Genomic DNA, 25,330 nt, shown 5'->3' on the forward strand with positions numbered 1-25,330 from the left:
CGACGGGCGCGCTCAGCCCACCAGCTTTCCCGCGAGCGCCGAAAGCGCCTGGGCCGCCGCGGTCCCGGGCATCGTCTCGACGACGAGCTGGCGCTTCTTGACCGCCTCGCGCACCGCCGCATCGAGCGGCACGTCGCCCAGCAGCTTGAGCGTCACCTTCGCGCCGACCGCGGGCACGACGAAGCGGTCGATGACCTGCTGCAGCTGCGCCGCGACGCCGCGGCCGTCGCCGCCGCGCGGCGCCTGGTTCACGACGACGTTCAGTTCGCGCCGCTGCTGCTGCGCGGCCAGCACCTTGACCGTCGCATAGGCGTCGGTCATCGCGGTCGGCTCGGGCGTCACCACCACCAGCACCTCGTCGGCAAGCGACACCGTGTAGAGCACCACGTCGGAGATGCCGGCGCCGGTGTCGAGCAGCACCACGTCGAAACGCGGCGCGACCTGGCCGATCACTTCGAGCAGCTTGTCGCGCACCTCGGGGGTCAGCCGCGAATACTCGACCAGCCCCGAGCCCGCCAGCAGCACATGGAAGCCGCCGGGCGCGGGCAGCAGCGCCTGGTCGAGCGTGGCCTTGCCGGTGAAGACGTCGTGCAGCGTGATCTTCGGATGCAGGTTCAGCACCACGTCGAGGTTCGCGAGGCCGAGGTCGGCGTCGAGCACCAGCACCTTCTGGCCGCGCCGCGCGAGCGCGGCGGCGAGGTTGGCCGAGACGAAGGTCTTGCCGACGCCGCCCTTGCCGCTGGTGACGGCGAGGATGCGCGCGCGGCGCGGCGCCGCTGCGCGCTCGGCCGGCGTCGGGACGGGGCTGGGCTCGAGGGTGGCTGGCGCGTTCATGGCTTGGATCGGACTTCGTGGGGTTCGGGCGGGGGCTCGTCGAGGCTCACCGGCATCGACGGCGCGAAAAGGAACTGGCGCTCTTCGGCGCTGACCTGCATCGACACTGCCGGCTCCAGCCGGCTGCGGTTGCGGCCCTCGCGCTTGGCGCGGTAGAGCTGCTCGTCGGCGCGCGCGGTCCACAGGCTGGCCGACGAGCGCACCCACGGGGGCGCGAAGGCGCCGCCGAGGCTCGCGGTGACGCGCAGCACGAGCTCGGGCGCGACGGCGATCTCCAGCGCTTCGACGGCACGCCGGATGCGCTCGGCCGCGCCCGCGGCGAAGGCGGGCGGGCAGTTGGGCATGACGATCGCGAACTCCTCGCCGCCGTAGCGCGCGACGATGTCCATCGGCCGCACGCTGTGCGCGAGCGTGCGCGCCACCGTCTGCAGCACCAGGTCGCCGGCGGGGTGGCCGTGGCGGTCGTTGATGCTCTTGAAGTGGTCGAGGTCCAGCAGCAGCACCAGCGCCGGCTCGCCGGCGCGGGCGACCCGATCGACTTCGCGCTCGAGCGCGAGGTCGAACTGGCGGCGGTTGGCCAGTCCGGTCAGCGCGTCGCGGCTCGAAAGATCGCAAAGCGCATCGATCACGTGCTGCAGCCAGGCCGCATCGCGCGGGCCTGCCGCGAGCGTGTGCCCGGCGCGCTGCAACAACTGCAAGGCGGCGTCGAGGCGCAGGCGGTCGGTGTCGAGCAACGCGGTCATGGCCAGGGCAGTCTAGCCAGCGGGTCGGGGGGCGAAGCGGCGAACTGGGCGGTGCGGCCTGGCCTTCTTTCGGGCTGCGCCGGCCTCAAGACCGGGAGACTGCCGCCGATAGCCCAGAAGCGCGCCGGCCTGGCTCGAGTGCGCTGCCGATCCACGACGACACCCGCCCCGAGCCGCCTTGCCGATGACCGCCGTCCTCTCCCCACCCGCCGCCGGCGACCGCGAGTTCGACCTCAGCGGGCGCGACTTCGACCGCGTGCGCCAGCTGATCTACCAGCGCGCCGGCATCAACCTGCAGGCGGGCAAGCAGGCGATGGTCTACAGCCGGCTCTCGCGCCGGCTGCGCGAGACCGGGCACGCATCGTTCGCGAGCTACCTCGCCTTCCTCGAAAGCGCGGGCGACGACACCGAATGGCAGGCCTTCGTCAACTGCCTGACCACCAACCTCACCAGCTTCTTCCGCGAGGCCCACCACTTCCCGCTGCTGGCCGAGGCGATCGCCCGGCGCCGCGGCGAGCCGATGCGGCTGTGGTGCTGCGCCGCCTCCACAGGCGAGGAGCCGTACTCGCTGGCGATGACGGTGGCCGAGACCCTGGGCGCGAAGGCGCAGCTGCCGATCGTTGCCAGCGACATCGACACCGACGTGCTCGCCACCGCCGAGCGCGGCGTCTACGGCGCGGATGCGCAAGGCTTGAGCCCCGAGCGGCTGCGCGCGCATTTCCTGCGCGGCACGGGCCCCAACGCTGGATCGATCCGCGTGCGTCCCGAGCTTGCCCGCAACGTGAGCTTTCGCCCCTTCAACCTGATGAGCCGCCGCTGGGACCTGGGCGAGCCCTTCGACTTCGTCTTCTGCCGCAACGTGATGATCTATTTCGATGCGCCGACGCAACGCCGCGTGCTCGAAGGCATCCATGCGGCGATGAAGCCCGGCGGGCTGCTGTTCGTCGGCCACTCCGAGAACTTCAGCGACGCACGAACGCTGTTCGCGCTGCGCGGCAAGACGGTCTACGAACGGGTCGGTGCCTGAAGCCGTCCACCCTCACCCACCCACGATGACCTCCGCTTCCGCCACCCTGCCGACGCCGGCGCGCCTTGCGGGCGCCGCGCCCGCCTCGCGCGTCGAGCAGCTCAAGTCCCGGCCGCGCCGCCCCGGCGAGGCCTCGTTCTTCTTCTACGACGCGCATTTCAAGGCCGACGCGGTGAAGGTCCTGCCGGGCGAGTACTTCGTGCACGACGAGGACCTGCTGATCATGACCACCCTCGGCTCGTGCATCGCCGCCTGCCTGTGGGACCGCCAGCGCCGCGTCGGCGGGCTCAACCACTTCATGCTGCCGGAAGGCTCGGGCGACTCGGGTCGCTACGGCTCGTTCGCGATGGAGCTGCTGATCAACGAGCTGCTCAAGCGCGGCGCGACCCGCAGCTCGATGGAAGCCAAGGTGTTCGGCGGCGGCGCGGTGATCAGCGGCATGAGCAGCCTCAACGTCGGCCAGAAGAACACCGAGTTCGTGCTCGACTACCTGAAGACCGAGCGCATCCCGGTCGTCAGCAAGGACGTGATGGACGTCTACCCGCGCAAGGTCTGCTTCTTCCCGGCCAGCGGCCGGGCGATGGTCAAGCGGCTCGCGCCGGCGCAGGGCGAGACGGTGGTCGCGCAGGACCGCGAGGCCGCGGCGAAGGCCCAGCCGCTGGCTTCCGCCGGCGGCTCGGTCGATCTGTTCTGAAGGCCTCGCGATGACGACGACGAAGACGCGCGTGGTGGTGGTCGACGACTCGGCGCTGGTGCGCAGCCTGCTCGCCGAGATCATCAACCGCGAACGCGACATGCAGTGCGTGGGTACCGCGAGCGATCCGCTGGTCGCGCGCGAGATGATCCGCAACCTCGACCCCGACGTGATCACGCTCGACGTCGAGATGCCGCGCATGGACGGGCTGGATTTCCTCGCGCGGCTGATGAAGCTGCGGCCGATGCCGGTGGTGATGGTCTCGACGCTGACCGAGCGCGGGGCCGAGATCACGCTGCGCGCGCTCGAACTCGGCGCGCTCGATTTCGTCGCGAAGCCGAAGATCGGCGTCGCCGACGGCCTGCGGCAACTGGGCCACGACATCACCGACCGGATCCGCACCGCGGCCGTCGCACGGGTGCGCCGGCCGACGCCGCCCGCGAACGGGATGAACGGGACGAGCGGGCCGCGCGCGAGCGCGCCGGCGCCGCTGACCCCGACGCCGTCGGCGCCAAGCGCGCTTGGCCGGCTTTCGACCGAGAAGCTGATCTTCATCGGCGCCTCCACCGGCGGCACCGAGGCGACCAAGGAACTGCTCGTCGCGCTGCCGGCGGATACGCCGGGCGTCGTCATCACCCAGCACATGCCGGCCGGCTTCACCAGCAGCTATGCGAAGCGGCTCGACAGCCTGTGCCGCATCCGCGTGCAGGAGGCCCGCGACGGCGACCGCGTGCTACCCGGCCATGCCTACATCGCGCCGGGCGGCTTGCACACGAGCGTCGAGCGCAGCGGCGCGAACTACCAGCTGCGCGTGCAGGACGCCGAGCCGGTGAACCGGCACAAGCCGAGCGTCGAGGTGCTGTTCCGCAGCGCCGCGCGCGTGGTGGGGCCGAACGCGCTGGGCGTGATGCTCACCGGCATGGGCGCCGACGGCGCACGCGCGATGCGTGAGATGCGCGACGCGGGCAGCTGGAACGTCTGTCAGGACGAGGCGAGCTGCGTCGTCTTCGGCATGCCGCGCGAGGCGATCGCCGCCGGTGCGGCACACGAGGTGCTGCCGCTGAGCCAGATCGCGACCGCCTTGCTCGACCGGCTGCGCAAGGGCGGCGGGATGATCCTCAACCGCGTCTGACCGACGCGGCGCGCGGCAGGAACAGCGCCTGCAGGTCGTTGAGGAAGTCGAAACCGCGCGGCGTCGGCTTCAGCAGCAGGCCGTCGTCTTCGAGCAGGCCGCGTGAGCGAGCCTCGGCCAGGGGCTCGGCGATCGCTTCGATGCCGAGCCCGGTGCGTTCGCGAAACAGCGCGAGCGGCACGCCTTCGGCCAGCCGCAGCGCGTTGAGCATGAATTCGAAGGGCAGCTCGTCAGCGCCGATCTCCTGCTCGTTCGATACCGCCTGGCCATCGAGGGCATGGCGCATGTAGGCCGCAGGCTCGCGCCAGCGCGTCTGCCGAAGGATGCGATGCGCGAAGCTGAGCTTGCCGTGGGCGCCGGCGCCGAGGCCGAGGTAGTCGCCGAAGCGCCAGTAGTTGAGGTTGTGCTGCGCACGGTGGCCGGGCTTCGCGTAGGCCGACACCTCGTAGCGCGCGAGGCCGTGGGCGGCGACGGTGGCGATCGTGTCGTCGAGCATCGCGAAGGCCGCGTCGTCGTCGGGCAGGCCCGGCGGCGGCTCGGCGGCGAAGCGCGTGTTCGGCTCGAGGCTCAGGTGGTAGACGCTCAGGTGCGGCGGCTCGAACGCCAGCGCTTGCCGCAGATCGGCCGCGTGCTGCTCGCGGCCCTGGCCGGGCAGCGCGTACATCAGGTCAAGGTTGAAGGTGTCGAAGCAGCGGCTCGCCTCTTCCACCGCGGCGCGGGCCTGGGCCGCGTCGTGCACGCGGCCCAGCGCGGCGAGCTTCGCGTCGTCGAAGCTCTGCACGCCGATCGACAGCCGCGTGACGCCGGCCTCGCGAAACGCGCGGAAGCGCTCGCGCTCGAAGGTCCCCGGATTCGCCTCGAGCGTGATCTCGCAGCCGGGCTCGAGCGGCAGGCGCGCGCGCACGTCGTCGAGCAGCCGGCCGATGGCCTCGGGCGCGAACAGGCTCGGCGTGCCGCCGCCGAGGAAGACGCTCGTGACGCGCCGGCCCCACACGAGCGGCAGCGCGGCTTCGAGGTCGGCACGCAGCGCGTCGAGGTAGGCCGCTTCGGGCAGCTCACGCGCCGGCTCGGGGACGGGGCTGGCGGTCCGCAAGGCGCCTTCCCGCGGGCCACGGACCCGCGCACGCGTGGCGGCCGGCATCTCGTGCGAGTTGAAGTCGCAGTACGGGCACTTCTTCAGGCACCACGGGATGTGCACGTAGAGCGCGAGTGGCGGCAGCGCCTGCAGCTCGATCGCACCGGGCTTGCGGTGCAGGCCGGTGATGTCGATGCGGCTGGCGTTCACGGCAGCCAGTGCGTGCGCATCAAGGCCAGCATGTCGCGCGCCGCGAGCGCGCGGTGGCCGATCGCGTTCTTCTCTTCGGGCGCAAGCTCGGCGACGCTGCGGCCGAGCGCCGGCACGAACACGAGCGGGTCGTAGCCGAAGCCGGCCGCGCCGCGCGGTGCGTCGAGCACCGTGCCGGGCCAGCGGCCGAAGGCGACCAGCGGCTGCGGATCGTCGGCATGGCGCAGCGCGACCAGCGTGCTGACGAAGGCGCAGCGGCGGTCGCGCGTGCCCTGCAGCCGTTCGAGCAGCAGCCGGTTGTTGGCGGCGTCCTGTTCGCGCCGATGCGCCTCGCGATCGCCGCTCGTCGGGGCGATCGCCGCGTAGTGCGCCGAGATCACGCCCGGCGCGCCGCCGAGTGCGTCGACGCAGAGCCCCGAGTCGTCCGCGATCGCCGCGGCGCCGGCCGCTCGCGCCGCATGGCGCGCCTTCGCGAGCGCGTTCTCGAGAAAGGTCGGATGCGGCTCCTCGGCCTCGGCGATGCCGAGCGAGCCCTGCGTCGCCAGCTCGATCGGCAGCGCCGCGAACAGCGTGCGCAGCTCGGCCAGCTTCTTCGCGTTGTTCGACGCGAGCACCAGCCGCATCACCGCGATCTCAGTCGCGCAGCGCGTCGGTCTGGGCCTGGACCAGCGTGCGGATGCCGGCTTCGGCGAGCGCGAGCAGCCGGTCCATCTCGACGCGGCTGAAGGCGGCTCCCTCGGCGGTGCCCTGCACTTCGACGTAGTGGCCGGCGCCGGTCATCACGACGTTCATGTCGGTGTCGCAGGCCGAGTCCTCGACGTACTCCAGGTCGAGCAGCGGCGTGCCTTCGACGATGCCGACGCTGATCGCGGCAACCGCGTCGCGGATCGGCGACTTGGCCAGCTTGCCGCGCGCGATCAACCAGTCGACCGCGTCGACGGCCGCGACGTAGGCGCCGGTGATCGCCGCGGTGCGGGTGCCACCGTCGGCCTGCAGCACGTCGCAATCGAGATGGATGGTTCGCTCGCCGAGCGCCGCCAGGTCGAACACCGCACGCAGCGAGCGCCCGATCAGGCGCTGGATCTCCTGCGTCCGGCCGCTTTGCTTGCCGCGTGCGGCCTCGCGGTCGCTGCGCGTGTGCGTCGAGCGCGGCAGCATCCCGTATTCGGCGGTGACCCAGCCCTCGCCCGAACCGCGCTTGTGCGGCGGCACCTTCTCCTCGACCGAGGCGGTGCACAGCACCTTGGTGTCGCCGAAGGCAATCAACACCGAGCCTTCGGCGTGCACGGTGTACCGGCGGGTGATGGCAAGCGGCCGCAAGGCGTCCGCTGCTCGGTCCTGCGTGCGGGTGTAGGTCATGGGGCTCAGACGCCGCCGGGCCGCCCCAAGGCGGCCGACGGGTCCCTGGAGACAGGCGCAACGCGGCGTGGGATCACGATTCAGTGCTTCTTGGTTTGCGACGAGCGCTTGATCGCTTCGTTGATCTCGCGGATCGAACGCTCGATCTCGGCTTCGTCGAGGTCGTCGGGATCGGCCGAGCCGCCGCCGACGCTGGCCTGGATCGTCGAGGCGAAGACCTCGTCGCCCAAGGCGGTGGTGGAGATCGCGCGCGGCGCGTCGGTGTCCTCGGCCGATTCCCATTCGACCGACAGCACGGTGACGTTGTCGCTCTTCGCGCCGCCCCTGCGCAGGGCCTGCTCGACCAGTTCGGGCACCGCGTCCGAGATCGGCCGCGAGCTCAGCTGCTGCGCGATCTCTTCGTCGCTGACGTGGCCCCAGAGACCGTCGGAGCACAGCAGCAGGCGGTCTTTCTTCTGCAGGATCAACGGGCCGACGGTGTCGACCACCGGCTTGCCCGGGCTGCCGAGGCAGGTGAAGAGCACGTTGCGGTTAAAGCGGTCGCCCATCGGCACGACCTGCGCCATCGTTTCCTGCAGTTCGGAGTACGAGTGGTCGCGGGTGCGGGCGATCAGCTTGTCGCCGCGCACGAGGTAGAGCCGCGAGTCGCCGCAATGCGCCCAGTAGGCGTGGTTGCCTTGGAGCACGCAGGCGACGACCGTGGTGCGGGGCGTGTCGATCAGGGCCTTCTCGGTCGCATAGCGGATCAGCTGATGGTGGCCCGCCATGATCGAGTCGTGCAGGAAGCGCATCGGGTCGCCCAGCACCGGCTTGGCATCGCGCTGGAACATGGCAGCCAGCGTCTGCAGCGCGAGCTGCGAGGCCACCTCGCCCTCCGGATGGCCACCCATGCCGTCGGCCAGCGCGAACAGGCCGGCATCGCGCGTGTAGCAATAGCCCATGCGGTCTTCGTTCTTGTCGCGGCCGCCCTTGCGGCTGACTTGGTAGACGGAGAACCGCATGACTGCTTTGCCTCAGGCCTTGGCGCCGGTCTTGATGTTCTCGAGCTGGAGCTTCAAGCGTTCACTGAAGCTCAGCTTGGTGTAGCGCCGCTCGGTCTCGCGCGCCAGTTCCTTCTGCAGCGCGAACACGCTCTGAGGGCGCGACAGCGGATCGAGCGACATGCACCACTCGGTCACTTCGATCAGGTTGTCGGAATAGACGTTGCGCAGGCGGCTGAGCGAGAGGCCCAGGCGATCCTTGTCGAGCCGCTGCGGCGCGTCGTTCGGCGGGTAACCCTGCATGCAGGCGTAGATGCAGGCGCCGATCGCGTAGATGTCCGTCCAGGGGCCGAGCGTGCCGTCGCGGCGGTACATCTCGGGCGCTGCGAAGCCGGGCGTGTACATCGGCCGGATGAAGTTGCCTTCCTTGCTGAGCACCTCGCGCGCGGCGCCGAAGTCGAGCATCACCGCCTTGTTGTCGTTGGTGATGAAGATGTTCGCGGGCTTGATGTCGAGGTGCAGCATCTTGTGCTGATGCACGATGCGCAGGCCGCGCAGGATCTCGTCGAACAGCGAGCGGATCGTGCTTTCGCGGAACACCTTGTCGCGCTTCAGGTCGCGCGCGGTGACGATGAAGTCCTGCAGCGTGTCGCCCTGCAGGTAATTCATCACCATGTAGACGGTTTCGTTCTCGCGGAAGAAATTCAGCACCGAGACGACGCTCGGATGGCTGATCTGCGCGAGGCTGCGGCCTTCCTCGAAGAAGCTCTTCAGGCCCAGCCGGTAGAGCGGCTGCTTCTCCGGCTTGACGCGCGGCGTGAGTTCGCCGGGCGAGCGCTCCGCGAGCGAAGCGGGAAGGTATTCCTTGAGGGCGATGAGACGGCGCTCGCTGTCTTCGCAGAGGTAGACGACGCCGAAGCCGCCGGCCGCCAGCTTCTTCACGACCTGGTAGCCCCCGACCACCGTGCCCGCAGGCAATGGAGCGGGTTTGGCCTTCGACATAATCCAGGTTTCGTCCGGCGATTGATCGATGTCAGTCTACAGCATGACCGGCTATGGAAGCTGCGCTTGCGGCCCTCGCGAGGACGTGCAAAACGCGCACAAAGACGGCCTTGTCGACGGTGGCGAAGTGCTCGTCGAATTGCGCTCGGTCAACAGCCGCTTCCTCGACATTGCCTGGCGCCTGCCCGACGAACTGCGCGGGCTCGAAGCCCCGCTGCGCGAACTGCTCGCCGGCCGGCTTCGGCGTGGCAAGCTCGAGGTGCGCATCGCCGCGCGCAAGCCGCAGGTCCACGGGCCGCGCACGCTCGATGCCGCCCGGCTGAGCGAACTCGCCGCGCTCGAAGCTCAAGTGCTCGCGCATCTGCCGCAGGCCGCGCGGCTCGGCGTGGCGGAGGCGATCGACCGCTGTCGGCCGACAGAGGACGCGGCGTTTGCCGACGCGCTCGTGCTCGACGCCGCGCGACGCGCACTCGCCGCACTGGTCGACGCTCGTGAGCGTGAAGGGGCAAAGCTCGTGCAGGTGCTGCGCGAGCGCCTGGGCGCGTTGCGCCACCTGGCTGCGCAGGCGGCGCCGCTCGTGCCTCAGGCGGTGCAGCGTCAGCAGGCGCGCTTCCTCGAACGCTGGAACGAGGCGCTTGCCGCGACGAATGTCAGCGGCGCCTCGGCCGAGGCCGCGCGTGAACGCGCGCTGCAGGAGGCCGCGGCCCACGCGCTGCGCATCGATGTCGCCGAAGAGCTCGCGCGCCTGGGCGCGCACCTTGACGAGATCGACCGCCTGCTCACCAAGGGCGGCGAAGTCGGCAAGCGCCTCGACTTCCTGATTCAAGAATTGCAGCGCGAGGCCAACACGCTCGGCTCGAAAGCCGCAGCGATCGAACTCACGCGCATTTCCGTGGAGATGAAAGTCGCGATCGAGCAGATGCGCGAGCAGGTGCAGAACATCGAGTGAAGATTCGACCGACGATGAACCAAGTTTCCGGCCTGCGTTCGACCGATTACCCGGGCAACCTTTTCGTCGTCGCCGCGCCCAGCGGTGCGGGCAAGTCGAGCCTCGTCAAGGCGCTGCTGCAGCTGGACGCGCAGCTGGCCGTCTCCGTCTCGCACACCACGCGGGCGCCGCGCGGCCAGGAGCTCGATGGCCGGGAGTACCACTTCGTCGGCGATGCCGTCTTCCGCGACATGGTCGCGCGCGACGCCTTCTTCGAATGGGCGGAGGTGCACGGCCATCTCTACGGCACCTCGCGACAGGCGATCGCCGAGCGGCTTGCGCTCGGAGCCGACGTGGTGCTCGAAATCGACTGGCAGGGCGCATTACAGATCAAGCGCCTTTTCGCCGAGGCGGTGCTGATCTTCATCCTTCCGCCGAGCTGGGACGAGCTGCGTCAGCGCCTGCAGCGCCGCGCCGAGGATCCGCCCGAGGTGATCGAGACCCGGCTGTTCAATGCACGGCAGGAGGTCGCCCAGGCGCGGCATTTCGATTACGTGGTGATCAACGCACTGTTCGAGACCGCGCTGTTCGACCTGAAGACGATCGTCCACGCACGCCGTCTAAAATACGCAGTTCAGCGGCGCGCCAGGTCCTCGGTCTTCGAAGCCTTGAACCTGGTCGGCGACGATGGCCCCGAGCCCGGCTCGGCCGCCTGACGCGCCGCATCCTCGTTGGAGTTCCCATGGCCCGCATCACCGTCGAAGACTGCCTCGAGCAGATCCCCAACCGCTTCCAGCTCGTGCTCGCCGCGACCTACCGCGCGCGCATGCTGAGCCAGGGCCACGCGGCCAAGGTCGACAGCAAGAACAAGCCGGGCGTCACCGCGCTGCGCGAGATCGCCGAAGGCCACGTCGGCATCGAGATGCTGAAGAAGGTGCCTGTGTAAGGGCACTCCGTTCGACGGGGCCCCGGCCCCAATGACCGCGCAGGCCGTCCGCGCAGCGGCCTCCGCTACGATGGCCGTTCGATGGCTTCGCGCACCGTCTCCGCCGTTCGCAAGACCCTGAGCCTTGCGCTGCCGGGCTTCATGCTCGGCGGCGACGAGGTCGATGCCGCCGCGCCGACGGAAGCGCGGGCCGCGTCCTTCGCGACGCTGACGGCCAAGCTCGGCTACCTCGGCGCCGCCGATGTCAAGCGCGTGCGCGAGGCCTACAAGTTCGCGGACGAGGCGCACCTGGGGCAGTTCCGCGCCAGCGGCGAGCCCTACATCACCCACCCGATCGCAGTCGCCGGCCTGTGCGCCGACTGGAAGCTCGACGCCCAGGCCATCATGGCCGCGCTGATGCACGACGCGATGGAGGACTGCGGCATCGAGAAGCCGCAGTTGATCGAGCGCTTCGGCGCGCCGACGGCCGACCTGGTCGACGGCCTCACCAAGCTCGACAAGCTGCAGTTCAGCACCCGCGAGGAATCGCAGGCGGAGAGCTTTCGCAAGATGCTGCTGGCGATGGCGCGCGACGTGCGCGTGATCCTCATCAAGCTCGCCGACCGGCTGCACAACATGCGCACGATCCACGCGGTGCCCGCCGCCAAGCGCGGCCGCATTGCACGCGAGACGATGGAGATCTACGCGCCCATCGCCCACCGGCTGGGCCTGAACGAAACCTACCGCGAGCTGCAGGAGCGCTCGTTCGAGCAGATCCACCCCTGGCGCCACGCGGCGCTCGCCAAGGCGCTGGAGCGCGCGCGCGGCACGCGGCGCGACATCGTCGACAGGGTGCAGCGCGAGGTCGAGCGCGCGTTCAAGGAGCAGAAGCTTGGCGTGCAGCTCTCGGGCCGCGAGAAGACGCTGCACTCGATCTACGGAAAGATGGACGAGAAGCACCTGTCGTTCGCGCAGGTGAACGACATCTTCGGCTTCCGCGTCGTCGTCAAGACCCTGCCGGAGTGCTATCTCGCGCTGGGCGTGCTGCACCAGCTCTACAAGCCGGTGCCGGGCCGCTTCAAGGACTACATCGCGATTCCCAAGGCCAACGGCTACCAATCGCTGCACACCACGCTCGTGAGCCCGCTGGGCACGTCGGTCGAGTTCCAGATCCGCACCGAGCCGATGCACATGGTCGCGGAAAAGGGCATCGCGGCGCACTGGCTCTACAAGGCGCACGGCGGCGCCGATGCGCAGCGCGTCGGCGCGGTGTGGCTGCAGTCGCTGCTGGACATCCAGGACGAGACGCGCGACTCGGCCGAGTTCCTCGAGCACGTCAAGGTCGATCTCTTTCCCGACTCGGTCTACGTCTTCACGCCGCAGAGCAAGATCCTCGCGCTGCCGCGCGGCGCGACCGCGGTCGACTTCGCCTACTCGATCCACAGCGACGTCGGCGACCACTGCGTGGGCGCCAACATCAACGGCGAGGCGGCGCCGTTGCGCACCGTGCTGCGCAGCGGCGACACGGTGGAGATCATCACCGCGGCGGGCGCACGGCCGAACCCGGCTTGGCTCAATTTCGTCGGCACCGGCCGCGCGCGCTCGCGCATCCGCCACTACCTGAAGAACATGGAGGCCGAGGAGTCGCTGCAACTCGGCGAGCGGCTGCTCGCGCAGGCGATCCGCGCCGAAGGTCTGGCGCTGCCGTCCGGCGACGAGACCAGCCCCGGCGCCGACGGCCACCTCTGGCAGGCCCTGCTGCGCTGGAGCGGCACCCGCAGCCGCGACGAGCTGATGGTCGAGATCGGCCTCGGCAAGAAGATCCCGGGCATCGTCGCGAAGCGGCTGGCCGCGCTGCTCGCCGAGCGCGGCGCACGGCCCGACGCGGTGACGCTCACGCTTGGCCGCTACGGCGCGCAGGACGCCGGCGACGCGCCGCACGCGAGCGTCGCGATCGACGGCACCGAAGGCGCGACAGTGCAGCTGGCCGAATGCTGCCGGCCGGTGCCGGGCGACGCGATCCTCGGCTACCTCGGCCGCGGCGAAGGCCTGGTGGTGCACACCGCCGAATGCGCGACCGCCAAACGTCTGTTCGCGCGCGACAGCGAGCCCTGGATCGCGGTCGAGTGGGCCGAGCACCTGACGCGCAGCTTCGAGACCGCGGTGTCGGTGCTGCTGAGCAACGGCAAGGGCGTGCTCGCGCAGGTGGCCGCGGCGGTCAGCGACGCCGAGGCCGACATCGTCCACATCGACATGGCCGACGACCGCGCCGCCGCGACCACCGAGCTGACGCTGCTGATCGCGGTGCGCGATCGCGTGCACCTCGCCGACACGCTGCGTGCGCTCAAGCGCTCGCCGGCGGTGTTGCGGGTCGGGCGCGTCAAGCCCTGACCGACGCGGTCGGGGCGCCGCGCCTCCGCGCAGCCGCTACTTCGGGCTCCCGTCGTCGACAGGCGCTTCGCGCTTCGACGTGCCCGGCCCGTCCGAGGCGCCGACCCAGCCCTCGGCGCGACGCACGCCGCGCTTGACGCCTTCGGCCGTGCGCTCGGCCGTCGTCTTGACGACCTCGACACCCTTCTCGGCACCGCGTTTCGCCGCGCCGCCCGCCTTCGTCAAGCCCCGCCCGGCCGCCGAGGCCGCGCTTTCGGCGCCCTTCTTGACCGCATGGCCGGCCCGCGTGGCCGCGCCGGAGGCGGCCGAGCCCGCCTGCTCCGCCTTCGACGGCTCCGCGGCGTGCGCCGCCATGCCGATCGACATCGCGGCCAGGATCGCCGCCGGGCTCTTCAGCATCGCGTTCATCGTCGATCTCCGTTTTTCGATGCGGGCTTGGAAGCGGCCGCCGCGGCGGAGTTCGGCGCCGGGTAACGCACCGACACGATCGTGATCGTCTGCCGCCCGCCGGGCGTGTGCAGCTTGACCTCGTCGCCTTCGCGCGCCTTCAGCAGGGCGCGCGCGATCGGCGCGATCCAGCTCACCTCGCCGGCCAGGTTGTCGGCCTCGTCGATGCCCTTGATCGTTACGGTGCGCTCGGCGCCGTCGGGCAGCGCGTAGGTGACGGTCGCGCCGAAGTAGATCTGGTCGCTGCCATGGTGCGCGCTCGGGTCGGTGACTTCGGCAATCTCGAGCCGCTTGGTCAGGAAGCGGATGCGGCGATCGATCTCGCGCAACCGCTTCTTGCCGTAGAGGTAGTCGCCGTTCTCCGAACGGTCGCCGTTCTTCGCGGCCCAAGACACCGTCTCGACGACCTTCGGCCGTTCGTCGTCGATCAAGGCCATCAGTTCGCCGTGAAGCCGCGCGTGGCCCTCGGGCGTGAGGTAGTTCTTTGCGCCGGCGGGGATGGGCGCGGCGCCGGGCTCGTCGGCGTCGGCGTCGTCCGGCGCGTCGTCGCGCTCGCGGGTGAAGGCCTTGTTCATCGTGCAGGCGAGCCTATCCGAGGCGCCAGCGCGCCGGCGGCTGAACCGCAGCGCGCCGCTCGACACCAAGGGGCATGCTTGCCCGCGCCAGCGCACCCGTCGCCTTCGCGTTGATCGCGGCGTCGATCCACGCTGCCGGAGCCGATCCGATCGACGCGCCCGCCTGCCGCGCGGCCCTCGCCGCGCTCGACCGCGAGGAAGCCGCCGCCCGCTCGCGGCCGCGCGACGAACCGGCGCCGCCGACCTTGATCGACGCGCGGCGCCGCGCCGCATCCGACTGCCTCGGCAGTGCGCGCGACGAGCCGCCGCCGCGTTCTTCGGCCGCGCCGATCGCCGTGCCGCCGATCGCATCGCCGCTGCCTTCGCCTCGATCGGCGCCGCCTCGCGCAAGCGCCGGACCGCCGCCCGTGCTGCCCGCGCCGGCGCAGCAGACCATCACGAGCTGCGATGCCCTGGGCTGCTGGACGTCCACCGGCAGCCGCCTGCAGCGCGCCGGCCCCAACCTGCTCGGCCCGCGCGGCGCGTGCAGCGGGCCGGGGCCGGTGGTCTCCTGCCCTTGACGAGCTCGGCGCTCCTGGCAGCGCCGGCCGGTGGCCCGGGCGATCGCCGCGGCGCCGCGTCGCTCAGGCCGCGTCGCCGCGCTTTGCGACCAGCGTCAAGATGTCGTAGCTCGCGACCAGCTCGTCGCGCTGGTTGGTCACCTCGACGTCCCAGGCCACGACGCCCTGCCCCACGCCCTTCGCGTCCTTCCTGCGGCGATCGGTCTTGCGCTTCGCGGTCAACCGAGCGCGGATCGTGTCGCCGATGCCGACGGGCTTGACGAAGCGCAGCGTGTCCAGCCCGTAGTTCGCAAGCACCGGCCCGGGCGCGGGCGAGACGAACAAGCCGGCCGCCGCCGACAGCACGAAATAGCCGTGCGCGATGCGCTGGCCGAAGGCCGAGTCCTTCGCCGCGATCTCGTCGAAGTGCATGTAGAAGAAGTCGCCCGACAGGCCGCCGAAGGCGACGATGTCGGCCTCGGTCACCGTGCGCCGGTGCGTCAGCAGCGAGTCGCCGATCGCGAGCTCCTCGAAGTGCTTGCGGAAGGGGTGCACCCCGGATTCGTTCACCTGGGCGCCGCGCACGTGCTCGCCGGTCACGGCCGCCAGCATCGTCGGCGAGCCCTGCACCGCCGCGCGCTGCAGGTAGTGCTTCACCGCGCGCAGGCCGCCGAGCTCCTCGCCGCCGCCGGCGCGGCCGGGCCCGCCGTGCTTAAGCAGCGGCAGCGGCGAGCCGTGGCCGGTCGACTCGACCGCGGCCTCGCGATCGAGGACCAGCAGTCGCCCGTGGTACGGCGCGACGGCCGCGACGACGTGCGCCGCGGTCGCCGGCGTCCTCGTCACCAGCGTGCCGACGAGGCTGCCCTTGCCGCGCGCCGCGAGCGTGATCGCCTCGTCGAGGCCGTCGTAGGCCATCAGCGTGCTCACCGGGCCGAAGGCCTCGATGTCGTGCACCGCGTCGCTCGCGAGCGGCCGCTGCGCGAGCAGCAAGGTCGGCGCGAAGAAAGCGCCTGCGGCGACGCCCTCGCCGACCGGCGCGAAGCCGTCGCGCGCGCCGCACACCAGCTCGGCCTGCTGCTGCAGTTGCTCGACGCGCTCGCGCACGTCGTCGAGCTGCGCATGCGACGCGAGCGCGCCCATGCGCACGCCCTCGCGCGAGGGGTCGCCGACGGTGATCTTCTTGAGGCGATCACGCAGCTTCGTCGCCACCGCGTCGACGTGCCGGCGCGGCACGATCGCGCGCCGGATCGCGGTGCATTTCTGGCCGGCCTTGACCGTCATCTCGCGCGCGACTTCCTTGACGAAGAGGTCGAACTCCTCGTCGTCGGGCGAGACGTCCTCGGCCAGGATCGCGCAGTTCAACGAGTCGGCCTCGGCGTTGAACGGCACCGAATGGCGCACGAGGTTCGGATGCACCCGCAGCTTCGCGGCGGTGTCCGCCGAGCCGGTGAAGGTGACCACGTCGCTGCCCTGCAGGCGGTCGAGAAGATCGCCGGTGCCGCCGATCACCAACTGCAGCGCGCCTTCGGGCAGCAGGCCGGATTGCTCGATCAGGCGCACCGCGGCCTCGGTCAGGTAGCTCGTCGCCGTCGCCGGCTTGCCGATGCAGGGCATGCCGGCCAGGAAGCACGGTGCGAACTTCTCGAGCAGCCCCCACACCGGGAAGTTGAAGGCGTTGATGTGCACGGCGACGCCGTGGCGCGGCACGAGGATGTGCGTGCCCGCGAAGCCGCCCTGCTTGCCCAGCGGCAGCACCGGGCCTTCGTGCAGCAGGTTGCCGGAAGGCAGCTCCGCGCTGCCGACGCCGGCGTACGCGAACAGCGTGCCACTGCCGCCCTCGATGTCGATCCAGCTGTCGGCGCGCGTCGCGCCGGTGTGCGCCGAGACGGCGTACAGCGCCTCCTTGTGCTCGATCAGGTACTTCGCGAGCGCCTTCAGGCGCTCGGCGCGTTGCTGGAAATCGAGCGCGAGCAGCGCCGGCAGCCCGACCTGCCGCGCGTGCGCGAGCGCCTCGCCGAAGTCGATGCTCTCGGCATGCGTCGCCGCGACCACGCGCCCGTCGATCGCGCTGCGCAGCGGCTGCGCGGCGCGTTCGCCGATCCAGCGGCCGGCGATGCGGCTTTGCAGCGTCGGAGTGGGGGTCGTGCTCATCAGGGCTGGTACTTCCAGGTGCCGTTCTCGATCTTCACCGTGACCCGCGCGCGCTGGTCGAGCCCCAGGTGATCGCTCGGCGACATGTTGAAGATGCCGTGCGCGCCGGCCGCGTCCTTCACGTTCTCGAGCGCGTCGCGCAAGGCCGCGCGGAACTCGGGCGTTCCGGGCTGCGCCTTCTTGAGCGCGGCCGGCAGCGCGGCTTCCATCAGCACGCCCGCGTCCCAGGCATGGCCGCCGAAGGTCGAGACCGTCCCTTTGCCGTAGGCGGCCTCGTAGGCGTTGACGTAGGCCATCGCAGACCTCTTCACCGGATGGTTCGCCGGCAGCTGGGAGGCCACGAGCACCGGCCCCGACGGCAGCAGCGTGCCCTCGACGTCCTTGCCGCCCACGCGCAGGAAGTCGGCGTTCGCGACGCCGTGCGTCTGGTAGACCGGGCCGGCGTAGCCGCGCTCCTTCAACGTCTTCTGGGGCAGCGCGGCCGGGGTGCCGGAGCCGGCGATCAGGATCGCGTCGGGCCGCGCGCCGATCAGCTTGAGCACCTGGCCCGTGACGGCGGTGTCGGTGCGCGCGTAGCGCTCGCTCGCGACGATCTCGATGCGCTTGAGCGCCGCGGCCTTGCTGAACTCGCTGAACCAGCCTTCGCCGTAGGCATCGGAGAAGCCGACGAAGCCGACCTTCTTCACGCCGGCGTTCGCCATGTGCTCGGCGATCGCGAGCGACATCATGATGTCGTTCTGCGGCGTCTTGAACACCCAGCGCTTCTTCGCGTCCAGCGGCTCGACGATGCGCGCCGACGCCGCCATCGAGATCATCGGCACCTGCGCCTCGGCGACCACGTCGATCATCGCCAGCGAGTTCGGCGTGGTGGTCGAGCCGATGATCAGGTCGACCTTGTTCTCGGTGATCAGCTTGCGCGCGTTCGCGACCGCGGCGGTCGTGTCGCTGGCGTCGTCGAGCACGACGTAGTTGATCTTCTGCCCCGCGACCTGCTTGGGCATCAGCGCGACGGTGTTCTTCTCCGGCAGGCCGAGCGAAGCCGCCGGGCCGGTGGCCGAGACGGTGACGCCGACGGTGACGTCGGCCAGGGCGGCGGTGGCTGCGGCGGCCAGCACGAGGGCGATCACGGGCTTGAACTTCATCGGGGGTCTCCGGTGGTTGGGGCTGCGGGAAATCCTCAGGCGCGTTCGAGCGCGAGCGCGATGCCCTGCCCGACGCCGATGCACATCGTCGCCAGCGCGCGCTTGCCGCCGCTGCGTTCGAGCTGGCGCAAGGCCGTCAGCGCGAGCCGTGCGCCGGAGGCGCCGAGCGGGTGGCCGATCGCGATGGCGCCACCGTTCGGGTTGACCTTCGGCGCATCGTCGGCGAGCCCGAGCGCGCGCAGCACCGCGAGGCCCTGTGCCGCAAAGGCTTCGTTCAGTTCGATCGTGTCGACCGAGTCGAGGCTCCAGCCGATGCGCGCGAGCAGCTTCTTCGTGGCCGGCGCAGGGCCGACCCCCATCACGCGCGGCGCGACGCCCGCGACGGCCATGCCGACGACCCGCGCGCGCGGCTTGAGATCGAAGCGCTTCACCGCGCCGTCGCCGGCGAGCAGCAAGGCGCAGGCGCCGTCGTTCACGCCCGAGGCGTTGCCCGCGGTGACCGAGCCGTCGGGGCGCACGACGCCCTTCAGCTTCGCGAGCTGCTCGAGCGTGGTCGAGGGCCGCGGGTGCTCGTCCTCGGTGATGCGCAGCGCCTCGCCCTGCTTCTGCGACGTCTTCTGCGGCAGCACGACCGGCGCGATCTCGCCGTCGAAGAAGCCGGCCTGCCGTGCCGCCTGCCAGCGTTGCTGCGAGCGCAGCGCGAAGGCGTCCTGGTCGGCGCGTGCGATGCCGTGCTCGGCAGCGACGTTCTCGGCGGTCTCGGGCATCGAATCGATGCCGTGCTCGGCCTTCATCCGCGGGTTCACGAAACGCCAGCCGAGGGTGGTGTCGTAGACGGCGTTGCTGCGGCTGAAGGCGCTGTCGGCCTTCGGCATCACGAAGGGCGCGCGGCTCATGCTTTCGACGCCGCCGGCGATCATCAGCTCGGCCTCGCCGCAGGCGATCGCGCGCGCGGCCGTGCCGACGGCGTCGAGGCCCGAGCCGCAGAGGCGGTTCAAGGTCGCGCCGGGCACGTCGATCGGCAGCCCGGCCAGCAGCGCGGCCATGCGCGCGACGTTGCGGTTGTCCTCGCCGGCCTGGTTGGCGCAGCCGTAGACGACGTCGTCGAGCGCGCTCCAGTCGACGCGCAGGTTGCGTTCCATCAGCGCGCGGATCGGCATCGCGCCCAGGTCGTCGGTGCGCACGCCCGAAAGCGCGCCGCCGTAGCGGCCGAAGGGCGTGCGGATGCCGTCGACGATCCAGGCGTTGCGGTTCGAGTCCATGTCGTTCGCTCCTTGCTGCGATTCAGGCCGCCTCGGCATCGAGCCGCGCCGGCAGCTTCACCGCGGCGAGCCCGCCGAGAAACAGGTCGGCGACGATCGGCGCCATGTCGTCGTAGTCGAGTTCGCCGTCGGGCTTCATCCAGGTGAACATCCAGTTGACCATCCCGAACAGCAGCATCGTGAGCGGCGTGCCCATCACGCTGCCGGCGAGATCGGGCCGCAGCGCCGTCACCACCTGCGCGAAGCCGCGCACCACCGCGCGCTCCTTGTCGAGCACGCGCTCGCGGTCGGCCGCGTCGAGGAACTTCACGTCCTCGGTGAGCACGCGGTGCGCATGCTGCGCGTGCGCGTATTCCTGAACGAGCCGCGCGATCAATGCGCGCATCCGGCGCTTCGGCGTCGCCTCCTGCGCGAGTTCCTCGGCGACGATGCGTTCGAGCCGCGAGACGTGCGTGTCGGCGATGCTGAGCAGCAGCGCGTACTTGTCCTCGTAGTAGTGGTACAGCGTCGCCTTCGACAGCCCGCAGGCCTCGGCGACCTGGTTCATCGAGGTGGCTGGGTAGCCGCGCTGCGCGAACAGCTCGGCGGCGCGCGCCACGATCGCGTCGCGCTGTTCGTCGTAGGTGGCGGCGCGGCCTCGGCCCATCGTCTTGCTCAGCGTTCGTCGAAGGACAGCACGACCCGCTCGGTGAGCGGATGCGCCTGGCAGGCCAGCACGAAGCCGGCGGCGACCTCGTGCTTGTCGAGCGCGAAGTTGCGTTCCATCCGCACCTCGCCTTCGAGAAGCTTCGCGCGGCAGGTGCCGCACACGCCCGAGGTGCAGGAGAACGGCAGCTCGAGCCCCGCCGCCGAGGCGCAGTCGAGGATGCTCGGCTGGTCGGCGGCGTAGTCGATCTCGCGCTTCATGCCGTCGCGCACGATCACGATGCGCGCGCGTGCCGCGTCGCCCGGCCTGGCTTCGTGCATGACCGCTCCCACCGCGGCGCCGACCTGCGTGCCCGGCTGCTGCGCGACGCCGAAACGCTCGACGTGGATGCAGCCCTCCGGCACGCCGGCCGCGAGCAGCGCGGCCTCGGCCTCGTCGTTCATCTGGAACGGGCCGCAGACGTAGGCCTGGTCGACCTGTGCCGCGGGCACGACGCTGCGCAGGAAATCGCCGAGCTTGGCGCGGTCCATCAGGCCCCTGTTCAGCGGCGAGTCCGTGGGCTCGTCGGAGAACACGTGATGCAGCACGAGCCGCGCGAGGTACCTGTTCTTCAGGTCCTCGAGCTCCTCCTTGAACATCGTCGAGCTCAAGCGCCGGTTGCCGTAGATCAGCGTGAAGCGGCTGCCCGGTTCGCGCGCGAGCACCGTCTTCATGATCGACAGGATCGGCGTGATGCCGCTGCCGCCGGCGATGCCCAGGTGGTGCCGGCGCGCGCCGGCATCGAGCGGCACGAAGAAGCGGCCCTGCGGCGCCATCACGCTGATCGTGTCGCCGGGCTTCAGGGCCGCGTTGATCCAGTTCGAGAACACGCCCCCCTTGACCTTGCGCACCCCGACGCGCAGTTCGCCGTCGTCGACGCCCGCGCAGATCGAGTACGAGCGGCGCAGGTCGACGCCGTCGATCTCCTTGCGCAGCGTGAGGTACTGGCCCTGCGTGAAGCCGAACACCTCGCGCAGCGGCTCGGGCACGTCGAAGGTGACGATCACGGCTTCAGCGGTGTCGGGCTCGACGCTTTTCACGCGCAGCGGGTGGAACACGGCGCTCACGACGCCGCCCGATCGTGTTGGCGAGCAGCCGCCGCGGATCCGGCTCTGCCGGACCGCTGAGGGCGCCCCCTCGAGGGGGAGCGCCGAAGGCGCAACGGGGGTGGTTGATTCATATCGGCTTGAAATGCTCGAAGGGTTCGCGACAAGACGAGCAGCGGTACATGGCCTTGCACGCGGTCGAGCCGAAAGCGGAGAGGCGCTCGGTCATCAGGCTCGCGCAGCGCGGGCAGGCGACGGCTTGCGCGCGGCGGCCAATGAAGCGGATCGGAGTCGCGTCTTCATGCACGACCGGCCCGGGCGGCGCGATGCCGTAGTCGGCCAGCTTGCGCCTGCCTTCGGCGCTGATCCAGTCCGAGGTCCATGCCGGCGCGCGCCGCAGCGACACGCGCGTCGGGCCGAGGCCGGCGGCGTCGAGGGCCGCGATCACGTCCTGCTCGATCGCTTCGGTCGCGGGGCAGCCGGAGTAGGTCGGCGTGAGCACGACCTCGAGCGCGTCGCCGTGATCAAGCACTTCCCGCACGAGACCGAGGTCGCGCACCGAGAGCGCGGGCACTTCGGGGTCGAGCACGGTGTCGAGCACCGACCACGCCCGCTCGGCGCGGCTCGCGATCGCGAGGCTCACCACACGCCCCCGGGGAAGGCGCGTTGCAGGTGCTGCATTTCCGCGAGCATGCGGCCCATGTGCTCGGTGTGCACGCCCCGCTTGCCGGTGCTGCGGAAGGCGGTGCTCTGCGGCATCGCCAGGCCGGCCTCGTCGAGCAGCGACTGCATCCGCGACATCCAGGCTTCGCGCAGCGAAGACCACCGCGGGCCGAGTCCTTGCGCTTCGGCCGCCGCGTCGATCGCGTCGTCGTCGAACAGCTCTTCGACGTAGGGCCACAGCGCAGCGAGCGCCGCGACGCTGCGGCGCCTCGATTCCTCCGTGCCGAGGCCGAGCCGCACGACCCAGTCGCCCGCGTGCTGCTCGTGGTAGCGCGCTTCCTTCACCGCCTTGCCCGCGATCGCGGCGAGTTCGGCGTCGCCCGAATCGGCGAGCCGCTCCCACAGCAGCTTCAGCAGCGTCGCGACCATGGCGCAGCGAAGCATCGTGTGGGCGAAGTCGCCGTCTCTCGGCCCACCGGGCAGTTCGACGAGCGACGGGTTGCGGTAGTCGCGCTCGTCGCGCAGGAAGGCGAGCTGGTCCTCGTCATGCCCGCCGCCTTCGACCGCGCCGGCATGCGCCAGCACCGCGCGCGCCTGGCCGAGCAGGTCGAGCGCCATGTTCGACAACGCGATGTCCTCTTCGAGGATCGGCGCGTGACCGCACCATTCGGCGAGGCGCTGCGCGTGGATCAGGCAGGTGTCGCCGATGCGCAGCAGGTAGTGCAGCGCGGGGCGGTCGTCGAGTTCGATCGAGGCTTGCATCGCTTCGGCTCACATGTGATCGACCGAGCCGGGCAGCTCGTAGAAGGTCGGGTGCCGGTAGACCTTGTCCTCCATCGGGTCGAAGTACATGGCCTTGTCGCCGGGGTCGCTCGCGACGATCTGGTCCGAGCGCACCACCCAGATGCTGCTGCCTTCCTGCCGGCGCGTGTAGACCTCGCGCGCCAGCTGGATCGCGAGCTTGGCGTCGGCCGCATGCAGGCTGCCGCAGTGCTTGTGATCGAGGCCGGCCTTGCTGCGCACGAACACTTCCCACAGCGGCCACTCGGCTCCCGCGGAGCCGGTGGCCCGGGGCCGCAACGGGCCCGACCCCTCCCCGTCCCTCTCCTGTCCAGCGGAAGGTGATGTGTCGTTCGTCATGCGGCCTCCCGCTCGATGCGGCGCGCATGGGCGTCGGCCGCCTCGCGCACCCAGGCACCGTCGTCCCAGGCCTTCACGCGGGCCGCGAGCCGCTCGCGGTTGCACGGCCCGTCGCCGCCGATCACGCGCCAGAACTCGGCCCAGTCGATCGCGCCGAAGTCCCAGTGCTGGCGCGCTTCGTTCCACTTCAAGTCGGGATCGGGCAGCGCGACGCCGAGCACCTTGGCCTGCTCGACCGCGGCATCGACGAACTTCTGCCGCAGCTCGTCGTTCGAATGGCGCTTGATACCCCAGCGCATGCTCTGCGCGCTGTTCGGCGATTGATCGTCGGGCGGGCCGAACATCATCACCGAGGGCCACCACCAGCGGTTCACCGCGTCCTGCACCATCGCGCGCTGCGCGTCGGTGCCCTTCGTCATCATCACGAGCAGGCTCTCGAAGCCCTGGCGCTGATGGAAACTTTCCTCGCGGCAGATGCGGATCATCGCCCTGGCATACGGCGCGTAGGAGCAGCGGCAGATCGGCACCTGGTTCATGATCGCCGCGCCGTCGACCAGCCACCCGATCGCGCCCACGTCCGCCCAGCTGAGCGTCGGGTAGTTGAAGATGGAGCTGTACTTGGCGCGGCCGGTGTGCAGCGCCGCGAGCATCTGGTCGCGCGAGGTGCCGAGCGTCTCGGCCGCCGAATAGAGGTAGAGCCCGTGACCCGCCTCGTCCTGCACTTTCGCAAGCAGGATGGTCTTGCGCTTGAGCGTCGGCGCGCGGGTGATCCAGTTGCCCTCGGGCAGCATGCCCACGATCTCCGAATGCGCGTGCTGGCTGATCTGCCGCACCAGCGTCTTGCGGTAGTGCTCGGGCATCCAGTCCTTGGCTTCGATGAAGTCGCCGGCGTCGATGCGGGCGTCGAAGCGCGCTTCGAGCTGCGCTTCCTCGGCCGAGCGGACGGCCTTCGGCGCGGCGTCCTTGCCCATCGTGTCCATCGCTTGCGTGTACATGCAGGCTCTCCTACTTCTTGCGTTGGTCGATGACGCGCTTGGCCTTGCCGACCAGCGTGCGCTCGATGCTGTCGGGCGCGCCGACCACCACCGTGGTGCTGACGCCGACCATCGTCTTGATGCGTTCGCGCAACCAGCCGCCGATCGCGCCCGTGTCCTCGCCCGATGCGCCGGGCTGCAGCTCGCAGCGCACTTCGAGCTGGTCCAGCGCACCCTCGCGGCTCACGACGAGCTGGTACTGCCCCGACAGCTTCTCGTGCTGCAGCACGATCTCCTCGATCTGCGTCGGGAAGACGTTGACGCCGCGGATGATCAGCATGTCGTCGCTGCGGCCGACGATCTTGCCGATGCGCCGGAAGCTGCGCGAGGTGGGCGGCAGAAGGCGCGTGAGGTCGCGCGTGCGGTAGCGGACGATCGGCAGCGCCTCCTTGGTCAGCGAGGTGAAGACCAGCTCGCCCTCCTCGCCGTCGGGCAGCACGCGGCCGGTCTCGGGATCGACGATCTCGGGGTAGAAGTGGTCTTCCCACACCACCGGGCCGTCCTTCGATTCGATGCATTCGCTCGCGACGCCCGGGCCCATCACTTCGGAGAGGCCGTAGATGTCGACCGCGTCGAGCCCCGCGCTCGCTTCGATGTCGCGACGCATCGCTTCCGTCCAGGGCTCGGCGCCGAAGATGCCGACCTTCAGCGACGACTCGCGCGCATCGAGCCCCCGGCGCGCGAACTCCTCGACGATCACCTGCATGTAGCTCGGCGTGACCATGATGATGTCGGGCTCGAAGTCGCGGATCAGCGCGACCTGCTTCTCGGTCTGCCCGCCCGACATCGGAATCACCGTGCAGCCGAGCCGCTCCGCGCCGTAGTGCGCGCCGAGGCCGCCGGTGAACAGGCCGTAGCCGTAGGCGACGTGCACCAGGTCGCCGGCCCGGCCACCGGCCGCGCGGATCGAGCGCGCGACGAGATCGGCCCAGGTCGAGATGTCGTTCGCGGTGTAGCCGACCACCGTCGGCTTGCCGGTCGTGCCCGACGAGGCGTGCACCCGCACCAGCTGCTCGCGCGGCACCGCGAACATGCCGAAGGGATAGTTGTCGCGCAGATCGTTCTTCACCGTGAACGGAAACCTCGCGAGGTCGTCGAGGCTTTCCAGATCCTCGGGCCGCATGCCGTGCGCGTCGAAGGTCTTGCGGTAGTGCGCGACGTTCTCGTACGCCCGCGCGAGCGTCGCGCGCAGCCGCCGCAACTGCAGCGCGGCGATCTCGTCGCGGCTCGCAGTCTCGATCGGCTCGAGTTCGCCGGCAGCGGGTTGCTTCACGGGCATGGGCGCCTCCTTGACCGGCCTTCACAGAGTACTACCGACCGGTCGGTCGATGTTAGGATCCACCTCG

General features: G+C 70.6%; 27 protein-coding genes. 8 read left to right on the plus strand and 19 right to left on the minus strand.

All coding sequences use genetic code 11. The annotated features are described in order from the left end of the window. Positions 1 to 12: 12 nt before the first annotated feature. Together VFR90_RS05395 and VFR90_RS05400 are read right to left on the minus strand one after the other, a co-directional pair. The gene (locus tag VFR90_RS05395; protein ID WP_326405069.1) at positions 13 to 834 is read right to left on the minus strand and encodes a MinD/ParA family protein; all 822 of its coding nucleotides are present in this window, start codon (positions 832 to 834) and stop codon (positions 13 to 15) included. Next, on the minus strand, positions 831 to 1,577 hold the full coding sequence (locus VFR90_RS05400; RefSeq protein WP_326405070.1) for a GGDEF domain-containing protein: 747 nt from the start codon (positions 1,575 to 1,577) through the stop codon (positions 831 to 833). The genes VFR90_RS05395 and VFR90_RS05400 overlap by 4 nt, the downstream gene beginning before the upstream one ends. 184 nt (positions 1,578 to 1,761) lie before the next feature. Between VFR90_RS05400 and VFR90_RS05405 the strand changes: the two genes are divergently transcribed. Genes VFR90_RS05405 through cheB form a run of 3 tightly spaced genes read left to right on the plus strand, consistent with a single transcriptional unit; the run spans position 1,762 to position 4,430 of the window. Continuing rightward, complete coding sequence (locus VFR90_RS05405; RefSeq protein ID WP_326405072.1) at positions 1,762 to 2,604, plus strand: CheR family methyltransferase; 843 nt, start codon at positions 1,762 to 1,764, stop codon at positions 2,602 to 2,604. 25 nt (positions 2,605 to 2,629) lie between these two features. Continuing rightward, entirely contained in the window at positions 2,630 to 3,298 is a 669-nt protein-coding gene (gene cheD / locus VFR90_RS05410; RefSeq protein WP_326405074.1) for a chemoreceptor glutamine deamidase CheD, read from the plus strand. Positions 3,299 to 3,308: 10 nt separating this feature from the next. Then, entirely contained in the window at positions 3,309 to 4,430 is a 1,122-nt protein-coding gene (gene cheB, locus VFR90_RS05415; RefSeq protein ID WP_326405076.1) for a protein-glutamate methylesterase/protein-glutamine glutaminase, read from the plus strand. Here the strand turns inward: cheB and hemW are convergent. The 5 genes from hemW to VFR90_RS05440 all read right to left on the minus strand — a co-directional run bounded on the left by hemW (position 4,417) and on the right by VFR90_RS05440 (position 9,056). After that, the gene (gene hemW, locus VFR90_RS05420; protein WP_326405077.1) at positions 4,417 to 5,715 is read right to left on the minus strand and encodes a radical SAM family heme chaperone HemW; all 1,299 of its coding nucleotides are present in this window, start codon (positions 5,713 to 5,715) and stop codon (positions 4,417 to 4,419) included. The two genes, cheB and hemW, sit on opposite strands and share 14 nt — an antisense overlap. Then, positions 5,712 to 6,338, minus strand: coding sequence for a non-canonical purine NTP pyrophosphatase (locus tag VFR90_RS05425; protein WP_326405078.1), 627 nt, complete (start codon positions 6,336 to 6,338; stop codon positions 5,712 to 5,714). The genes hemW and VFR90_RS05425 overlap by 4 nt, the downstream gene beginning before the upstream one ends. Positions 6,339 to 6,348: 10 nt before the next feature. Then, positions 6,349 to 7,074 (minus strand): ribonuclease PH, encoded by a 726-nt coding sequence (gene rph, locus VFR90_RS05430; RefSeq protein ID WP_326405079.1) that lies wholly within the window; start codon positions 7,072 to 7,074, stop codon positions 6,349 to 6,351. An 80-nt stretch (positions 7,075 to 7,154) separates the two neighbouring features. Continuing rightward, a complete protein-coding gene (locus VFR90_RS05435) occupies positions 7,155 to 8,075 on the minus strand; it encodes a PP2C family protein-serine/threonine phosphatase (protein ID WP_326405080.1) in 921 nt (306 codons plus the stop codon). Positions 8,076 to 8,087: 12 nt separating this feature from the next. After that, a complete protein-coding gene (locus tag VFR90_RS05440) occupies positions 8,088 to 9,056 on the minus strand; it encodes a serine/threonine protein kinase (RefSeq protein WP_326405081.1) in 969 nt (322 codons plus the stop codon). Between the two features lie 28 nt (positions 9,057 to 9,084). Here VFR90_RS05440 and VFR90_RS05445 point away from each other — a divergent pair, with 28 nt between their 5' ends. From VFR90_RS05445 to VFR90_RS05460, 4 genes are all read left to right on the plus strand, one after another. Beyond that, positions 9,085 to 10,005 carry a YicC/YloC family endoribonuclease gene (locus VFR90_RS05445; protein ID WP_326405082.1) on the plus strand — a complete coding sequence of 307 codons (921 nt, stop codon included), beginning with the start codon at positions 9,085 to 9,087 and terminating at the stop codon, positions 10,003 to 10,005. Positions 10,006 to 10,019: 14 nt separating this feature from the next. Next, on the plus strand, positions 10,020 to 10,700 hold the full coding sequence (gene gmk, locus VFR90_RS05450; protein WP_326405083.1) for a guanylate kinase: 681 nt from the start codon (positions 10,020 to 10,022) through the stop codon (positions 10,698 to 10,700). A 26-nt stretch (positions 10,701 to 10,726) separates the two neighbouring features. After that, complete coding sequence (gene rpoZ, locus VFR90_RS05455) at positions 10,727 to 10,930, plus strand: DNA-directed RNA polymerase subunit omega (protein ID WP_326405084.1); 204 nt, start codon at positions 10,727 to 10,729, stop codon at positions 10,928 to 10,930. 141 nt (positions 10,931 to 11,071) lie between these two features. After that, positions 11,072 to 13,300: a RelA/SpoT family protein gene (locus VFR90_RS05460; RefSeq protein ID WP_326405130.1), complete on the plus strand. Its 2,229-nt coding sequence runs from the start codon at positions 11,072 to 11,074 to the stop codon at positions 13,298 to 13,300. Between the two features lie 36 nt (positions 13,301 to 13,336). On the opposite strand, the gene VFR90_RS05465 is transcribed toward VFR90_RS05460, so the two are convergent. Together VFR90_RS05465 and greB are read right to left on the minus strand one after the other, a co-directional pair. Next, positions 13,337 to 13,708 carry a hypothetical protein gene (locus VFR90_RS05465; RefSeq protein WP_326405085.1) on the minus strand — a complete coding sequence of 124 codons (372 nt, stop codon included), beginning with the start codon at positions 13,706 to 13,708 and terminating at the stop codon, positions 13,337 to 13,339. Next, positions 13,705 to 14,322, minus strand: coding sequence for a transcription elongation factor GreB (gene greB / locus VFR90_RS05470; protein WP_326405086.1), 618 nt, complete (start codon positions 14,320 to 14,322; stop codon positions 13,705 to 13,707). Before greB ends, VFR90_RS05465 begins: the two co-directional genes overlap by 4 nt. A gap of 74 nt (positions 14,323 to 14,396) precedes the next feature. Here greB and VFR90_RS05475 point away from each other — a divergent pair, with 74 nt between their 5' ends. Further along, positions 14,397 to 14,882, plus strand: a complete 486-nt coding sequence (locus tag VFR90_RS05475; RefSeq protein WP_326405087.1) for a hypothetical protein — start codon at positions 14,397 to 14,399, stop codon at positions 14,880 to 14,882. Between the two features lie 63 nt (positions 14,883 to 14,945). Here the strand turns inward: VFR90_RS05475 and paaZ are convergent, their stop codons facing one another. The 10 genes from paaZ to paaK all read right to left on the minus strand — a co-directional run bounded on the left by paaZ (position 14,946) and on the right by paaK (position 25,263). Next, positions 14,946 to 17,012: a phenylacetic acid degradation bifunctional protein PaaZ gene (gene paaZ / locus VFR90_RS05480; RefSeq protein ID WP_326405088.1), complete on the minus strand. Its 2,067-nt coding sequence runs from the start codon at positions 17,010 to 17,012 to the stop codon at positions 14,946 to 14,948. After that, positions 17,012 to 18,154 (minus strand): ABC transporter substrate-binding protein, encoded by a 1,143-nt coding sequence (locus VFR90_RS05485; RefSeq protein WP_326405089.1) that lies wholly within the window; start codon positions 18,152 to 18,154, stop codon positions 17,012 to 17,014. The genes paaZ and VFR90_RS05485 overlap by 1 nt, the downstream gene beginning before the upstream one ends. A gap of 35 nt (positions 18,155 to 18,189) precedes the next feature. Beyond that, positions 18,190 to 19,416: a 3-oxoadipyl-CoA thiolase gene (gene pcaF / locus VFR90_RS05490; protein WP_326405090.1), complete on the minus strand. Its 1,227-nt coding sequence runs from the start codon at positions 19,414 to 19,416 to the stop codon at positions 18,190 to 18,192. A 22-nt stretch (positions 19,417 to 19,438) separates the two neighbouring features. Then, positions 19,439 to 20,062 (minus strand): TetR/AcrR family transcriptional regulator, encoded by a 624-nt coding sequence (locus tag VFR90_RS05495; RefSeq protein ID WP_326405091.1) that lies wholly within the window; start codon positions 20,060 to 20,062, stop codon positions 19,439 to 19,441. 8 nt (positions 20,063 to 20,070) lie between these two features. Further along, the gene (paaE, locus tag VFR90_RS05500; protein WP_326405092.1) at positions 20,071 to 21,168 is read right to left on the minus strand and encodes a 1,2-phenylacetyl-CoA epoxidase subunit PaaE; all 1,098 of its coding nucleotides are present in this window, start codon (positions 21,166 to 21,168) and stop codon (positions 20,071 to 20,073) included. A gap of 109 nt (positions 21,169 to 21,277) precedes the next feature. Continuing rightward, positions 21,278 to 21,793 (minus strand): 1,2-phenylacetyl-CoA epoxidase subunit PaaD, encoded by a 516-nt coding sequence (paaD, locus tag VFR90_RS05505; RefSeq protein WP_414676493.1) that lies wholly within the window; start codon positions 21,791 to 21,793, stop codon positions 21,278 to 21,280. Next, complete coding sequence (paaC, locus tag VFR90_RS05510) at positions 21,787 to 22,572, minus strand: 1,2-phenylacetyl-CoA epoxidase subunit PaaC (RefSeq protein ID WP_326405094.1); 786 nt, start codon at positions 22,570 to 22,572, stop codon at positions 21,787 to 21,789. Before paaC ends, paaD begins: the two co-directional genes overlap by 7 nt. A gap of 9 nt (positions 22,573 to 22,581) precedes the next feature. Beyond that, complete coding sequence (gene paaB / locus VFR90_RS05515) at positions 22,582 to 22,890, minus strand: 1,2-phenylacetyl-CoA epoxidase subunit PaaB (protein ID WP_326405095.1); 309 nt, start codon at positions 22,888 to 22,890, stop codon at positions 22,582 to 22,584. A 56-nt stretch (positions 22,891 to 22,946) separates the two neighbouring features. Further along, positions 22,947 to 23,945 carry a 1,2-phenylacetyl-CoA epoxidase subunit PaaA gene (gene paaA, locus VFR90_RS05520; protein WP_326405096.1) on the minus strand — a complete coding sequence of 333 codons (999 nt, stop codon included), beginning with the start codon at positions 23,943 to 23,945 and terminating at the stop codon, positions 22,947 to 22,949. A gap of 10 nt (positions 23,946 to 23,955) precedes the next feature. Then, positions 23,956 to 25,263, minus strand: coding sequence for a phenylacetate--CoA ligase PaaK (paaK, locus tag VFR90_RS05525; protein ID WP_326405097.1), 1,308 nt, complete (start codon positions 25,261 to 25,263; stop codon positions 23,956 to 23,958). Between the last annotated feature and the right edge of the window lie 67 nt (positions 25,264 to 25,330).

The sequence above is a fragment of the Methylibium sp. genome (assembly GCF_035762065.1).
Taxonomy (GTDB): Bacteria; Pseudomonadota; Gammaproteobacteria; order Burkholderiales; family Burkholderiaceae_C; genus Methylibium.